Annotated in this window: 14 protein-coding genes; 2 read left to right on the top strand and 12 right to left on the bottom strand. The window is 62.2% G+C overall.

What is annotated here, in order from left to right; translation table 11 throughout:
- Nucleotides 1–20: 20 nt before the first annotated feature.
- Both LIY45_RS28285 and LIY45_RS28280 read right to left on the bottom strand, forming a co-directional pair.
- Nucleotides 21–362, bottom strand: a complete 342-nt coding sequence (locus LIY45_RS28285; protein ID WP_226478343.1) for a nuclear transport factor 2 family protein — start codon at nt 360–362, stop codon at nt 21–23.
- Nucleotides 363–414: 52 nt separating this feature from the next.
- Nucleotides 415–1,131: a YafY family protein gene (locus tag LIY45_RS28280; RefSeq protein WP_226478342.1), complete on the bottom strand. Its 717-nt coding sequence runs from the start codon at nt 1,129–1,131 to the stop codon at nt 415–417.
- A 183-nt stretch (nt 1,132–1,314) separates the two neighbouring features.
- Between LIY45_RS28280 and LIY45_RS28275 the strand changes: the two genes are divergently transcribed.
- Entirely contained in the window at nt 1,315–2,370 is a 1,056-nt protein-coding gene (locus tag LIY45_RS28275; RefSeq protein ID WP_226478341.1) for an aldo/keto reductase, read from the top strand.
- Between the two features lie 154 nt (nt 2,371–2,524).
- On the opposite strand, the gene pepN is transcribed toward LIY45_RS28275, so the two are convergent.
- From pepN to LIY45_RS28245, 6 genes are read right to left on the bottom strand one after another with little or no spacing between them, the layout of a single operon-like run.
- Nucleotides 2,525–5,182 carry an aminopeptidase N gene (gene pepN, locus LIY45_RS28270; protein WP_226478340.1) on the bottom strand — a complete coding sequence of 886 codons (2,658 nt, stop codon included), beginning with the start codon at nt 5,180–5,182 and terminating at the stop codon, nt 2,525–2,527.
- A 13-nt stretch (nt 5,183–5,195) separates the two neighbouring features.
- On the bottom strand, nt 5,196–6,026 hold the full coding sequence (locus LIY45_RS28265) for a DUF2797 domain-containing protein (RefSeq protein WP_226478339.1): 831 nt from the start codon (nt 6,024–6,026) through the stop codon (nt 5,196–5,198).
- On the bottom strand, nt 6,023–6,283 hold the full coding sequence (locus tag LIY45_RS28260; RefSeq protein ID WP_003217900.1) for a DUF1315 family protein: 261 nt from the start codon (nt 6,281–6,283) through the stop codon (nt 6,023–6,025). The genes LIY45_RS28265 and LIY45_RS28260 overlap by 4 nt, the downstream gene beginning before the upstream one ends.
- A gap of 15 nt (nt 6,284–6,298) precedes the next feature.
- The gene (locus LIY45_RS28255) at nt 6,299–7,174 is read right to left on the bottom strand and encodes a rhomboid family intramembrane serine protease (protein ID WP_226478338.1); all 876 of its coding nucleotides are present in this window, start codon (nt 7,172–7,174) and stop codon (nt 6,299–6,301) included.
- Nucleotides 7,171–8,145, bottom strand: coding sequence for a metallophosphoesterase (locus LIY45_RS28250; protein WP_172834610.1), 975 nt, complete (start codon nt 8,143–8,145; stop codon nt 7,171–7,173). The genes LIY45_RS28255 and LIY45_RS28250 overlap by 4 nt, the downstream gene beginning before the upstream one ends.
- Entirely contained in the window at nt 8,142–9,032 is an 891-nt protein-coding gene (locus tag LIY45_RS28245) for an NAD(+) kinase (RefSeq protein ID WP_003217892.1), read from the bottom strand. Before LIY45_RS28245 ends, LIY45_RS28250 begins: the two co-directional genes overlap by 4 nt.
- A gap of 144 nt (nt 9,033–9,176) precedes the next feature.
- Here LIY45_RS28245 and LIY45_RS28240 point away from each other — a divergent pair, with 144 nt between their 5' ends.
- Nucleotides 9,177–10,163, top strand: coding sequence for a DUF1853 family protein (locus LIY45_RS28240; RefSeq protein WP_226478337.1), 987 nt, complete (start codon nt 9,177–9,179; stop codon nt 10,161–10,163).
- On the opposite strand, the gene LIY45_RS28235 is transcribed toward LIY45_RS28240, so the two are convergent.
- The 4 genes from LIY45_RS28235 to LIY45_RS28220 form a co-directional block, all read right to left on the bottom strand.
- Nucleotides 10,138–13,398, bottom strand: a complete 3,261-nt coding sequence (locus tag LIY45_RS28235) for an ImcF-related family protein (RefSeq protein ID WP_226478356.1) — start codon at nt 13,396–13,398, stop codon at nt 10,138–10,140. The two genes, LIY45_RS28240 and LIY45_RS28235, sit on opposite strands and share 26 nt — an antisense overlap.
- A 32-nt stretch (nt 13,399–13,430) precedes the next feature.
- Nucleotides 13,431–14,591, bottom strand: coding sequence for a hypothetical protein (locus LIY45_RS28230; protein WP_226478336.1), 1,161 nt, complete (start codon nt 14,589–14,591; stop codon nt 13,431–13,433).
- Nucleotides 14,592–14,594: 3 nt separating this feature from the next.
- Nucleotides 14,595–14,855, bottom strand: a complete 261-nt coding sequence (locus LIY45_RS28225; RefSeq protein WP_226478335.1) for a PAAR domain-containing protein — start codon at nt 14,853–14,855, stop codon at nt 14,595–14,597.
- A gap of 17 nt (nt 14,856–14,872) precedes the next feature.
- Nucleotides 14,873–15,062, bottom strand: a 190-nt coding sequence (locus LIY45_RS28220; RefSeq protein ID WP_226478334.1) for a hypothetical protein, incomplete at its 5' end; no start/stop codon positions are given.

Here is a 15,062-nt window from a genome sequence, read left to right as displayed (position 1 = left end):
CCGGCAGTATGCCATGACCGCTACAGGGAAATATCCAATCGGGCAATCTTGCCCTGCTCGTTGAGGCGGAAGGTATAGCGCAGCTCCAGTGGGCTGCCGGGAAAGCTACCGGTGATCAGGTTGCTGACCAGCACCTTGCCCGTGCGGTGCTGCACATTCAGCACCTGGACCTTGGGCTGGTAACGGCGCCCGGTGTCTTCCATCCAGCGCGCAATGGCGGCGGTACCGACCTGATGCTCGCCTTCGTCGAACACGTTGGCATCTTCGGCAAAACAGTCGGCGACCAAGGATGTGTCGCCGGCGTTCGCAGCGGCAATGTAGGCCGCAATCGCCGGGGCCAGTTCGGGGGTGGGTTGGGACATGGTGACAGCTCCTTGTTAGTGATTTATGGCGCCATGCTAAAGCAGCGTTGTGTCAGTTCTTGTCAGGAGTGAACGGCCCGGATTCGTTCTGCTCCATCAGCTTGCGCCAGCCCCGCAGCCAGTCGCTGCGCCGCCCCGGATAACGCTCGCCGTAAAGGCTGGCGGCGGCCACGCGGTCGGTACGGAAGGTGCGATAGGCCCCACGCAATTCGCACCACGCGACGATCACCCGCACTTCATTCAGAAAGCCCAGGGCCAGGGGCCAGATCAGGCGCTGGCTGGCGGTCTGGCTGGCATCGGCGTAATCGATGTGCAGCTTGGCCTGGCCGCGAATGGCCTCGCGGAACACGTTCAACGGCACGCGATTTTCCGGGTAGCCGAACCCCGGTGGGCCCGGCAGCAAGGTGGGATTGCGCAACGCTTCCTGGGCCGCCGGGTCGAGTACATCAGCAATCTTCGCCAGGGCATTGGCCGCCGCCTGGCTCAGTACGTCATCACCGCGCTGGTCGACGTACCGCAAGCCCAGCACGATGGCTTCGGTCTCGTCGGCATTGAGCATCAGCGGCGGCAGGAACAGGCCCGCACGCAGCACATAGCCCACGCCCGCCTCGCCATAGATCGGCGCGCCCAACGCCGTCAGCTCGGCGATATCGCGGTACAGCGTGCGTTCGGATATCTCCAGTTCCGCCGCCAGCACGGCGGCCGTCACCGGGCGTTTCTTGCCCCGCAGGACTTGCAACAAGGTCAGCAGACGGCTGGTACGCGACACGTTGATCACGCTCGAAAAATAGAAGGTGGCGCAGCTTAGCAGAGGCCGCTGTCAGAAAGTGTCAGGAGCAGACGCCCTTCCCTTCAAGGGTAAAAAAAGCCGCTTGACGAAAAATATGACTCACATCATATTAAATAGATGTTGCCAGACATTTAAATAACCCACAGCGTCAGGAGTTCTCGTATGCGCAATAAAGTCTTTGGCCGTCGCAGCGGCCTGCGGGTTTCAGAGCTGGCCCTGGGTAGCGCCAACTTCGGTACCGGCTGGGGCCATGGCGCCGAGCGCGAAGAATCCAAGCGGATTTACGACGGCTACCTCGAGGCCGGTGGTAATTTCCTCGATACCGCCAACGGCTACCAGTTCGGCCAATCGGAAGTGCTGCTCGGCGAGTTCATTGCGTCGGAACGCGACCGCCTGGTGATCGCCAGCAAGTACACCTTGCGCACCCAGCCTCAGGACGAAGGCACCCTCAAGCTCGGCAATAACCGCAAGAACATGGTGCGCGCTGTCGAAGAAAGCCTGAAACGCCTGAACACCGATCACATCGACTTGTTCTGGGCGCATATCAGCGACAACGTCACGCCGATGGAAGAGATCCTGCGGGGGTTTGATGACCTGGTGCGGGCCGGCAAGATCCACTATGCCGGGCTGTCCAACTTCCCTGCCTGGCGCATTGCCCGCGCCGACCTGCTCGCCGAAGTGCGCGGCTTTGCGCCGCTGGTAGCGATCCAGACCGAATACAGCCTGGCCGAACGCACCGCCGACCGTGAGCTGCTGCCCATGGCCGAAGCCCTGGGTCTGGCCGCCACACTGTGGTCACCGCTGGGGGGTGGTTTTCTCACCGGCAAGTACCGCAATAGCCAGGACGATACCCGCGCCAGCAAGCTGGGGATTCTGGTTCACGCAGAAAAAAGTGCCCGGGAAACAGCGGTGCTCGACACCTTGCTGGCCGTCGCCGGTGAACTGGACGCCACACCGACGCACATCGCCATCGCCTGGCTGCGGGAAAAAGCCCGTCGCTCCACCACCGCGCTGATTCCGATTCTGGGCCCGCGCACCCGCGAACAGCTGGATGGCACCCTGGGCGCGCTGACGGTGCAACTCTCGGCTGAGCAAGTGGCCCGTCTGGACGCTGCCAGCGCGATACCGCTGGGGGTGCCCCACGAGATGATCGCCGAGCGCTTTCCGCGCTATACCGACGAAGATGCTCAAGACCTGCGCTGGCCGCCGGTTATCTAAAAACACTTGTGGCGAGGGAGCTTGCTCCCGCTGGGCTGCGTAGCGGCCCCAAAATCTTGGGAGCGCTGCGCACTGGAGCGCCAGCCCGGTCCAGCGGGAGCAAGCTCCCTCGCCACATAGGCAGTGCTCAGCCTTGAGAAAACGGCGGTCTCAGTTACGCGAGGCTCTTGCTCACCACCTCAAACACGTCACTGGACAGCTCGCCCGAAGCGCGGATCCGCTCCAGCTCACCTTTCATCAGCGCCTGTCGCGCGCTGTCGTATTTGCGCCAGCGGGTCAACGGCGCCAACTGCCGCGAGGCGATCTGCGGGTTGAAGCCATTCAACTGGATCACCAGATCCGCCAGGAACCGATAACCCGAACCGTCGGCCGCGTGGAAGTTGATCAGGTTCTGCCCGGCAAACGCGCCCACCAGTGCTCGTACCTTGTTCGGGTTCTTGATATTGAACGCTGGATGCTGCATCAACGCCTTGACCCGCTCCAGGGCGCCCGGCAAACCACTGCCCGCCTGCACGCTGAACCACTGGTCCATGACCAGCGGGTTGTCCTTGAAGTTCTCGGCAAACACCGCGAGGGCCTTGGCCTTCTCTTCTTCGAACGGCGAGTTGACCAACACCGCCAACGCCGTCAGGCGCTCGGTCATGTTGTCGCACGCGTCAAACTGCTCAAGGGTCGCTGCCAGCACTTCCGGCTTGCCGCTGAGCATCAGGTACGACAGTGCGATGTTCTGCAAGGCGCGACGGGCAAAGTGTTCCGCCTCGGCCACGTATGGGGTTTTCTTCGACAGGTCGCGATTGGCCTGGTAGCGCAGCCACAAACCTTCGAACAGGTGATCGGCCAATTGCTTACGGGCGAACTCGCGGGCCACGTGGATGGCCTCGACGTCCGCCACTTCGCTGATTTCAGTCAGGTAGGCTTCGCTCGGCAGCGACAGCATCTCGGCGACCATCGCCTGGTCCAGGCTTTCGTCGCTCAATACGCTGCGCAGTGCGGTGATCAGGCGTTGATCCAGCACCAATGCCTTGCCCTGCTGATATTGGGCGATCAACTCCTGCAACACCTGCACCGACAGTTGCTGGCCGGCGTCCCAGCGATTGAAACCATCGCTGTCGTGCTGCATCAGGAACATCAATTGGTCGCGGTTGTACGGGAAGCTCAGTTTCACCGGCGCCGAGAAGCCGCGCAGCAGAGACGGCAGCGGGTGTTCGGCGATGTCGACAAAGGTAAAGGTCTGCTCGGCTTCGGTCACCGAAATCACCCGGGACGTGGCGCCCGCAGCGGCTTCACCGGCCAGACGCAAGGCGATACCCGCGCCCTTGCTGTCCAGCAGGCCCAGTTCAACCGGAATCACGAACGGCAGTTTCTCTACTTTGTCCGGGGTTTCCGGGCAGCTTTGACGGAAGGTCAGGCTGTAGGTTTTAGCCGCCGCGTCGTAGGACTCGCTCACCGCCAGGCGTGGTGTACCGGCTTGGCTGTACCAGCGCTTGAACTGGGTCAGGTCGGCGCCATTGGCGTCTTCCATGGCCTTGATAAAGTCATCGCAGGTCACAGCCTGGCCGTCGTGGCGTTCGAAGTACAGGTCGCTGCCCTTGCGGAAGCCTTCGGCCCCGAGCAAGGTCTGGATCATGCGGACCACTTCCGAGCCCTTTTCGTACACGGTCAGGGTGTAGAAGTTGGAGATTTCGATAAAGCCGTCCGGGCGTACCGCGTGGGCCATCGGGCCAGCATCTTCAGCGAACTGGTGCGTGCGCAGATAGGCCACGTCCTGGATACGCTTGACGGTGGCCGAGTTCATGTCGGCAGAGAACTGCGAATCACGGAACACCGTGAAGCCTTCCTTCAGCGACAGCTGGAACCAGTCGCGGCAGGTGACGCGATTGCCCGACCAGTTGTGGAAGTACTCGTGGGCGACGATCGCCTCCACACGCTGGTGCGCGGCGTCGGTGGCGGTTTCGGCACGGGCCAGCACGGCGCTGGAGTTGAAGATGTTGAGGCCCTTGTTCTCCATGGCGCCCATGTTGAAGTCGTTGACCGCGACGATCATGAAGATGTCGAGGTCGTACTCGCGACCATAGGCTTCTTCGTCCCAGCGCATGGACTTCTTCAGGCTGTTCATGGCGTGCTGGCACTTGTCGATGTTTTCCGGCTCGACATAGATGCGCAGCGCCACGCTACGCTCGGTCATGGTGGTGAAGGTGTCTTCGACACACCACAAATCACCGGCCACCAGTGCGAACAGGTACGCCGGTTTCTTGAACGGGTCTTCCCAGGTCGCCCAGTGCCGGCCGTCTTCGCCAGGGCCGGAAGCAATCGGGTTGCCGTTGGACAGCAGCACCGGGTAACTGTGTTGCTCGGCGATCACCGTGGTGGTGAACACGCTCATCACGTCCGGGCGATCGAGGTAATAGGTGATCTTGCGGAAACCTTCGGCCTCGCACTGGGTGCAGAACATGCCGCCGGACTTGTACAGGCCTTCCAGGGCGGTGTTGGTTTCCGGATGGATCCTCACCGTGGTGTCGAGGGTGAAGGTCGCGCTGGTGGGGTGCACAGTCAGGTGGCTGTCGCTCAACTGGTAGTCGGCGTCGGTCAGCTCCTGGTCGGCCAGGTTCACCGACAGCAGCTCCAGCTGCTGCCCGTCCAGCACCAGCGGCGGCAGGCCGGCGCCGCGCTCGGGGTTGCGGCGCATCACCAGCTGCGCGTGGACCAGGCTATGGTCCTCGAACAACTCGAAGGTCAGGTGCGTCTCGTCGATCAGGTAGTCCGGCGCCTGATAGTCTTTCAGGTAAATCATCTTCGGCTGTTCGGTGCGCATGTCTGTTGTCCTTCTACTGATGCACGGCGAGCTGGTAGGCCGTGTATTTACGAATGTTGATCACGCCGGTATCGAAGATCAGGTATTGGCCCTTGATCCCCATCAGCGTGCCTTCGGCAATCGGGTTCTTGTCCAGGTTGAAGCTGACAATCTTGGCCGGGTACTGCTCGATCGGGTAGCGGATTTCGATCGGTTCGATGTCGGAAACCGGTTGGATGGCTTGTAGGCCAAATCGCTCCTGCAAACCCAGCAAGCCTTCGGCACAGCTGGCGAACAGTTCGTCGCGGACCTGCGCAAGATTTACCGCCTGGGCGTCGCCCTTGAGCAGCGCGCGCCAGTTGGTCTTGTCGGCCACCTGGCTGCGGAACAGGTCTTCGACGAAGCCCGACTGCTGGCGCGTGGCAACCCGCATGATCGGCAGCGCCTGGCTCGCGCCCTGGTCCAGCCAGCGGGTAGGCAACTGGCTGGCGCGGGTAATGCCGACCTTGATCCCCGAGGAATTCGCCAGGTACACCACGTGGTCGGTCATGCAGAATTTTTCACCCCAGGCCGGATCGCGGCAGGTGCCGGCGTCGTAATGGCAGCGCTCGGGGCTCATGATGCACAGGTCGCACTGGGCCAGTTTGGTCATGCACGGGTAGCAGTAACCCTGGCTGAAACTGGTCTTGGTCTTGCGACCGCAATGGGTGCAATGGATCGCACCGAGGTATTCCAGGCGCACGGTGGTGCCAATCAACGGGTTGACCGGCACCTCAATGTCGCCCAGGCGAAACGCGTATTGAACGGTCGGCTCACCCAACTGCGCCGACATCTTGCTGACTGCACCACGGCCAATCTCAATCAATGGATGGCATCCGACTTGAACAGGATGTTCGGCACCGGCGCCGACTTCGAGGCGCACTCCTGCGGGCCCATGTAGCCAGTGCGCTGGTCTTCCGGCAGGTTCTGCAGTTCCCAGGCGATCACCGCCTGCAACGACAGTTCACGCTGCTCGGCGGTGAGTTTGCGGCCATCGGACCACTTGCCGATTTCCACGGCGAGCTTGAGGCTCTCATAGATGTCCGGGGTGATGTTTTCGATCATTTCGACAAAAGAGGACATAAGACTCTTCCTTAACTAAATAGGAGACATTTTGCGGCGGCTGTACAAGCCACCCAACAAACCGGTCAGGCAACCCACCACCAGGCCACCCACGTGGGCCGCATTGGCGATTTCGCCGAAACCGATCATCGAAACCAGGCCCGACAGGCACAGCACCAACCACACCAGCATCATCACCAACACCCCGCGAGGCAGGCGATACGCCGGGTTCGGCGACAACAACTGATAGATCCAGCAATGCCCGAGCAAGCCGTACAGCACCCCGGACAACCCGCCAAACAGGCCAGGACCACCAAAATAGTACTGCGCGTAGTTCGACACCAGGCTGAACAACAGGGTCAGGCCCAGCAGGTTGATACTGCCCTGGCGCAGCTCGATACGCCGTCCCAGTTCCCAATACCACATGCCGTTCATGGCCAGGTGCAGGATGCCGAAGTGGATCAGCATCGGCGTGACCAACCGCCACCACTGCCCCGATGCGAGACTGTCGGCCAGCGGCGTGAAGTGCAGGTACTCGCCCGACACACTGAACGGCAGGAACGTCAGCCAGCTCATGGCTTGCAGGTTATCCCCCAGCAGCGTGACGGCGCCGACGATGATGCTCAGCAGCAGGATAAGTCCGGTCACCGGGCTGTGGCGCAGCTGCTGGACAAACCCCGGACGCTTGGCCGTCGCTGCCTGTGCCGGAATATCCAGTTGCTGGTCCGGGTCACCGGCCGGAAAGCGCTGGTACAAGACCTTCACGTCTTCGCTGATGGAATCGGGCACCCACAGCACTTGCTCCCCGGCTTCTTCGCTGACGCGATGGGGCACTTGCATGCGCTGCAGAAGCTTGACGAAACCACTCAAATCCACCGCCAGCGGCAGGCGTAATACAGCCACGGTACTCATGTAATAACCTCAGGGCGCTCGACATCGACCCAAACAAATTTACGCGGGTCCAGGCGGGTTTCCTGATCCAGCCGGTAAGCCACCAACTTGCCGTACAGCACCGCGCTGTAGTCCAGGCAGGCCAGGTTCGGACGGATCGGCGCCGGTTTACCGCTGCGCCAGTAATGGCCGACGAACAGCAACGGCTCGTCGACGCCGTAGCGCAGCAGGGAATTTTTCTCGGTGGACGACAGCGGCGTGGCGGCCACCGGTTCCGGCAGCGCATCAGGCTGGAACACGATGTCGCCGTAGGTTTTCGGGTCGTCTTCCCAGAACTTGGTGCGGAAGAACGAGCGCGTCAGCCCGTCGCCGCCAGTCAGGGTCAGGCCGTCCGGCAGGCGCATGTCGGTGCCGCGCAGCAGGCGGTCGAAGGCGTTGCTGGCGAAACTGCCCGGCACCGCAGCGGCTTGCAGGAAGTGCTGGTCGATGCAGCCGTCCGGGAAATGCGCGCGCAAGGGTTCGATAAAGCCGTTGTCCCAGCAAGCGTGCACCACGCGGAATCGTCCGGCATCGACAAACAGCGGCATGTCGTAGAACCAGCCGAGGAAGTCGTGCCAGTCTGCCGGGTGCTGCTCGAACTGGGTCAGGGTTTCATGGATCAAGCGCGCATGGCGTGGCGTGTGCTCACGCACGAACTGCTTGCCGCTGCCGGGGGGTGCGGGCGTGCTCCAGCCCAGCGCGTTGAACTCATGGTTGCCCATGATGCACAGCGCCTGGCCGGCCTCGGTCATGTCGTGGACGATATGCAGCGCCTCGCGAATGCGCGGGCCACGGTCGATGATATCGCCGAGGAACACGGCCATTCGCGACGGATGCCGCCAGGTGCCGCCCTGCTTGTGGTAACCCAACCGGTCGAGCAAGTGCTCAAGGGTATGAGCGCAACCGTGCACGTCACCAATCAGGTCGTAGCTACGCGCGGGATCGAGCATCAGTCGCCTCCACCCCCCAAGCGGCTGCCCCAGCCCAGCTTGGTGCGGCACACTTCGTAGTAGTTGTGGTCCAGCGGGTGGATCAACCGCAACTTCTGTGCCTTTTTGCTCACGGTGATGGTGTCACCGGGGGCGCAGGTGAAATGGTTCTGCCCGTCGCAGGAGACTTGCGGGTAGATCTGCATGTCTTTGGACACCACGATTTTCAACTCACTGTTGCCGTCGACCACGATAGGTCTGCTGGACAACATATGGGGGTACATCGGCACGATCACAATGGCATCCAGCTTGGGATGCATGATCGGCCCGCCGGCCGACAGCGCGTAGGCCGTGGACCCGGTAGGCGTGGCGACGATCAGGCCGTCGGCCTTCTGGCTGCACACGAACTGGCCGTCGATGTACAACTCGAACTCGATCATCCGGGTCGACTTGCCGGGGTGCAGCACCACGTCATTGAGGGCGTCGCCCTGGCCGATGGCTTCGCCGTGGCGGCGCACTTCGGCTTGCAGCAGGAAGCGGTTTTCCACCAGGTAATGGCCGTCCAGCACCTTGGCCACTTCGACTTCCAGCTCGTCGGGGCGAATATCGGTGAGGAACCCCAGGCTCCCGCGGTTGATCCCCAGCACCGGCACGTTATGCCGCGCCAGCGCCCGGGCCGCGCCCAACAGGCTGCCGTCGCCGCCCACCACGATCACCATGTCGCAGACTTCACCGAGCATCTTGCGCGACGAGGTTTGCAGGCCGTGGCCGGGGAGGATTTCAGCGATGGTGTCTTCGAGGATCACATGCAGGTGGCGCTCGAGCAGAAACTTTTTCAGTCGGCGGACGGTGTCCAGCACCTGGGTACTGCCCAGGCGACCGATAATGCCGATATTGCGAAATTGCTCCATGGGGCTCCTGCGGGGTTCGGGTTCTGGCAAAAAAGAACGATTATGGGCGAAAGCCGGCGTTACACAAAATCCTTTGTCGCCGCAAACCCCAGACGACAACGGTTCTCAGCCCCCTTCCCGACTGTAAAAGGCTATGCTCGGACCATGACTCTGTTCCCTGATTTACAGCACCTGCCCCGCCAACTGCGTCACCCCGAGGTGCGCGACCTCGCGTGGGTGATGCTCGCCCCGCCGATGCTTGAGCAGACACCCTGGCCGCAACGCCACCCGCTCACCGGCAGCGACTGGGTGCAGGCCCCGCACTTGCTGGAACACTGGCTGCGCCAGCTGGACCAGGACAGCAGCGCCTTGCTGCACTGGCTGAGCCAGGCACGTACCCGTCGACTGGGGCTGTACTACGAACGGTTGTGGCAATTCGCCGTGCAGCATGCGCCCGGTGTGGAATTGCTGGCGGCCAACCTGCCGATCCGCCAGGCCGGGCATACCCTGGGCGAGCTGGACATGCTGCTGCGTGACCGTGACGGCGTGCACCACCTGGAACTGGCGATCAAACTCTACCTCGGCCCCCAGGACGGCGATGGCCGGGACACCGCGCAATGGCTGGGCCCGGGCTGTCATGACCGGCTCGACCGCAAACTGGCCCATCTGGCGCAGCATCAATTGCCGATTTCCGCCCGGCCGGAAAGCCGCGAAATACTGGCGGCGTTGGATATCCAGAGATTTGATGCCCATCTATGGCTGGGCGGGTATTTGCTCTACCCATGGCCCGGCATGGCGCAGGCGCCGGTGGGCGCGCATCCGCAGCACCTGAATGGCCGCTGGCTGCATCAGCGCGATTGGTCGAGGTTTATCCAGCAGAGCCCCGCCGGTCGCTGGCAACCTCTGCCCCGCCATGCGTGGCTGGCACCGGCGCACTACCCGGCGGACGAAGCCTGGGACGCGGCCCGGATGCAGCACTGGCTAACCGAACTGGACCCCATGGCGCCCGCGCAATTGCTGGTGCGCCTGGTGGAAAACAGCGAAGGAGAATGGGAAGAAGCCGAACGGCTCTTCCTGGTGGCGGATCTTTGGCCGAATGTGCCAGGGACGATCACCTCCCCGGGATTCATCCTTCACTCCGCTCCCCCGTGAGAAAAATCTGCGGCGGCAACGTAAAACCCCGCAACTTCAACAACGCCAGCGGCCCGGCGTCCAGTTCTGTGCGCAGGTGCCAGGTCAGATCCAGGCCATCCGGCGCCTTGAGCACCATGCGGTAGCGGCTCTCGCCATCGTCCAGTGCGGTGAGCCGGGCTTTTTCCAGTAGGCGAATCAGGCCCCAGGTGCCCTGGTAGTCACCAAACAAACGTTCTCCGGTATGCACGCTGGTCCAGCTCAGGCTCGCTCCCGGATAGTCGCTGCGCCCGGGCCAGGTGAAGCGTTGCCAACTTTCTTTCTGATTGAAGTAGTGGTGCCGTTCGCCGTTGAGGATGAAGGTGGTTTGCACGATGTCCCGGGCGGCCTTGCCCTGGAGTTCGAAACTCAGGCCCATGCCACCGTCGGTGTAGAGCACATCGGCAAGGTCGCTCAGTTGGTTGATAGCCGCGAGAAACTGCGGATTGAAGCGCAGGCCCTGGCTGTGCCGGTCGGCCACCCAACGGTTGCCCTCCTTGCGCAACACGCCGCCCAGTTGGCTCTGGAGAAACTGTTCGATGCGCCCCGAGTCGGCCCGGATCATTTGGCCGAGCATCGGTAACGAGGCGTCGCTGGCGGTGGCGGCAAACGGGTAGCGGCTGGCGAAAGCGCTGTGCCAAGGCGTGACAATCGCACGCTGCCACTGGCGATTGAGGCTCGCGGCTGAGGGTTGCAGCACGCGCTGCCAAGCGTGGTCCAGTGGCTGCACGAACAGCGTTTCGCCCAAACCTGACCACTCGGCGCCAAGGCTGGCGGCGATCAGGCTGCCGTAGGATTGGGTGTCCGTCAGGTCGATGCTCTTGCCCTGGAACACGCTTTGCGCCAGGGCCTGGGTCATGCCCTGCGGATCGGCTGCGTGGCTGATTTGTTGCAACTTCAGACGGGCACGGGTGACCTGGGTCAGGAAGGTGTGCAGGTTAAGGCTCTTCTCTTGGCTCATCAGGGAGAGCAGCGGGCCGAACGTCGCGTCCAATGGGCCGGCTTGCAGCGGTGGGTCGAGCATCTCCACCTTGTCCTGGCCAATCAGTTGTTGCGCGGATTTCACCCACGTGTCTTTCAGACCTTGGCCACGGGTGCCGGCCTGGCCCTGGTAGGCCACGGTGTTCATCAGTGCGATCAGCGGCGATTGGCGGGCGTCGCTCATCAGGGTCAATTGGTCGATGACATCGGGCAGGCTGTCAGAGGGATGCCAGCGCAGGCTGTTGAGGAAGTCCAGCCAGGCGCTGGCGTAGTCGTCGAAGTAGCGCTCGGTGAGGCGCTTTTTCAGCATGGCCGGCGTCAGGTCACTGGCGATATCGCCGGGCTGGTCGCTGAGGACCCAGTCGATTTGTTCGCGCCGGGCTTCGGCGATGTCATCGATGGCTCGGCGCACCTGGCCTTCCCAGGCTTGGCGGGTGAACACGCCGGGCACGCGGGCATCGCTGGAAAACAACGCCTGGGCGTCGGTGGCACCGACCATGTGGCGCAGCTCCAGGGCGGGTGAGTGATTGATGGAGGCGTCGAGCACCCGTTGGTAGAGGCTGGCTTCGGCATTGCGCTGGCCGAGTTCGCCGAGGAGGACTTGCCGGGCCTGGGCGATCAGCGTCGGGTTGGCCGGGATGCGCCACTCGGGATGTGCGGGCAGTTGCTCGCTGTAGAACTGCCAGAGGGCGGGCGACAGGGTTTGCCACAAGCCAGGGGACACGCCGGGGCGCGACGGTTCGGCGTTATTCAGGGTGTTAGCGAGGAACTCGGCGTCGGTTTTTTCCGGGTGCGCCAGCATCAGGTAGGCCTTGAGCTGGTCGTAGGCGACCCGGGCTGCGCCGACGCGCTCGGGACTGTCCGGCGCAAGCTGGATCAACGCCATGAGTTGGCGTTGCAGGTTAGCCACAGCCGGATCGCGCATCAGGCGGTGATTGGCTTCGACATAGCGCGGCCACAGGGTGTCGAGCAGGGCCTGGTTCTGGTTCAGGCCGAAACGTTGGTGCCAGGGCGTACCGTGTTCGGCGCGGTAGTCCAGCCGCGCGAGTTCGCGGGTCAGCTCGTGCAAGGCCCGGAACTGTTCGTCGCCTTGTTTGGAGTGCTGCAACGCAGTCAGCGAGGTTTGCACGTGGGTGATCAGGGCGCGGTTGCTGACGTAAGACAGCAGCAAGCCGGCGGCCCACACCAGCGCCAGGCTCATGGCCAGGGCGTAGCCGATACGCGGGATGCTCCAACCGACCCGGCGGATAAAGGGTTTGTCTTGCAGAACGCCGCCCCAGGCCGGGTCGATGGGCCAGAAATGATCCTTGGAAACGCGCTCCACCGGCAGGCTGAACCACAAGCCACGCAGAGGGACACCACGTGTGAATTGATCGAATAGCGGCGCGAGCGCCTGACACCAGCGGGGAATGCCTTCGGCCGCCAGATCGCGGGACAGACGCAGGAGGAAGTCGTGGGCGTTGTTGATTTTCATCTGGGCCAAGCCGGCTTCGCGCAGGGGCTCAATAAGGGTTGCAAGGTGGGTTTCGAGGGCGGCGGCGGTGAGTTTTGGCGGCAGCCGACAGCCGACGGCGTCGACCTGACGTTTGGCTTGCGGCCATTGACTGTCGCAGACCTGCCAAAGATGGAGCGGGAGTTGCCAGCGCAGTCCAGCGGACAGGCCCCGCAAGTAGCGAACACCGGCGGCCATCGCCGCATCGTCGACGCTTTGATCGCGGGTCAGCGCCCAGACAACACCATCCAGGGCACGCCAGCGGCTCAGTGCACACCACTGCGCCAGCAACGACTCATCCCGTTTGGCGTGCACGCTGCCGCCCCACAACAGGACGGTATTTTGTCCTTCCAGCCAGTGGTCCTGGGTCAGGCTGGGGGCGATGGCGGCCATCTGTTCAGGCTCGCCGAAGACGATAAAAAAACGCACCTTGCGGCGCCAGAAGAGGCCGTATTTTACGTGAAGCGAATGGACTAGCTCATCGAGCTTAAAACCCGGCTTGGGCGACGGCGCCAAACGCGCGTCTGGTTGGGGATAGACCTTATCCACCTGGCCCTGGTCACGATGGTTGAGTCGCTTGAGTTGCATCAGCAAACGGGGTGCAAGTCGCCCCACAGCGGCGATAAGTATGATCAGCAGGAAAACAGAAATCCTTTGCCCAGGCTCCAGGAGTCCCACCTCCTGACCATACCTCCAGATCACCCAACCTGACACCGACGCCAATGCAACGGCCCATACCGACATGCCAATCAGGCGCCACGAATTGCTTCCCTGCTTCATGCCAATTCTCCGGTGGTAACGGTACTGATCCAATGCCGCGTTTCGTCCTGGGCCAGCAACAATAAAGGCCGCTGCTGATGCCGTGCGATTTCAACCCCAAGGGTTGTCACCAGCCAATGACTAAATGGGCCCGAGCGTCCCCACAGGTACTCCTGAATCCATAATTGCCCAGCCTTCAGTGATGCGCCGGTCTGGCTGCTGATAGCCACGACATCGCCGGTTAATGGATGCCAGTCTGCGTCGTCGGCCAACAGGCTTGAGGCCTGACGCGCGACGGGTTGGGTTTGCAAAAACAGCGCCAGTTCGTTTTTTAACTGGGTGATGTCCAGCGGCATCGGGCGTAACAACCTTCCACTCACTGGCAGCCCCAGCTCAAATGCCAGCCTGTCGGGACACAACAGCAATGCCGCCAATCCATCGGAATACGCCGCGCCACCCTGTAGCTGCAACACCAGGATCAACTCAAAGGCCGGGCTGGCCGTCTTCAGTGTGTCGTCAATCCACTGGTAGGGCAGCTCGTGAGTCACGGTGAGTTTTTCCGGTATTGGCGTGCCCATCACCGCCACCCAACTCTGCTCCCAGGCATCGCGCAACGCCGGCTGATGCATGGGCTCGACATCACTCAACAAAGTGACGTGCAGCGCCTGGCCCGCCGGAAGCGCCTGCAATGTCGCGTCCAGTGCCTGAAGCAGCAACTGCAATCCCGTTAGCGCACTGACCTGCGAAGCCGACAAGGCAGCAATTCGCCTTGCTTGCCCACTACGGTTTGGAAAGTTGACAGTACCTTGCGACAGCGTGCCGGCAGACACCTGATCCGGCAGCAGCACGCAACTGCCGCAGACGGCCAGATAACGTTGTGCCCAGCCCTGCCAGGCCTGTTGCGCAACCGACGCCTCCTCCTCAAGAAACTGCTGATGACTCAGCGCGCCACCGTAGAAGTAAGCGCGCGCGCCAAACGCGAGGAGCCAGATCAGCAACGGTGAGCCGGACACTGCCCAGATGTTCAAGGCGTGCAGCGGCGGCACGCGCTCAGAGGCATACAGCAAGAACAGCAGCACACTGGCCAGCACCGCCACGACCGCCGCCAATATCCAGCGGCTCACCACGATCGGTGCCGGAACTTCCCCCCTATCGGGTGCCTGACGATCCCAGCCCATGGCTCAACCCACCCTGCAATCGGAAGCACTGGAAATCACCTGGCAACCGCACTCGCTGTGACAGCCGTTGACGACCATCGCCTGGCCGTTTTCAGACCATTGATCGGTACCCTCGGTAATCGCGTTACGCCCATGCCGGGGGCAACTGACTTCGTCACCGACTAAAGCCACGGGCCTGCCATTGACGAACATCGTGGACGAAGCCGAGATCACTTCACCGTCGTGGGTGGTTTTATCACCCAGCAAAACAAATTCTTGGGGCATTCGAATTAATCCAATGGTTAAGACTGCGCCAATGACTGGCTATAAGGGTTATAGGGACGGAGTACGGTGATCGGGCGAACGACCTCACCTGTACCGCGCAACGGGACGGGTGACTTGGCGCCGATAAATAGCGTGGTGAATACGAGGGGAATAACAATGTTCATTGTTGAGCCTCCGCAGCCAGGCGGATGGCTTGTAGTTTGCGGA

This window comes from Pseudomonas sp. MWU16-30323, assembly GCF_020515595.1.
Classification (GTDB): Bacteria; Pseudomonadota; Gammaproteobacteria; order Pseudomonadales; family Pseudomonadaceae; genus Aquipseudomonas; species Aquipseudomonas yamanorum.
This window is presented reverse-complemented; position numbering and strand designations above follow the sequence as displayed.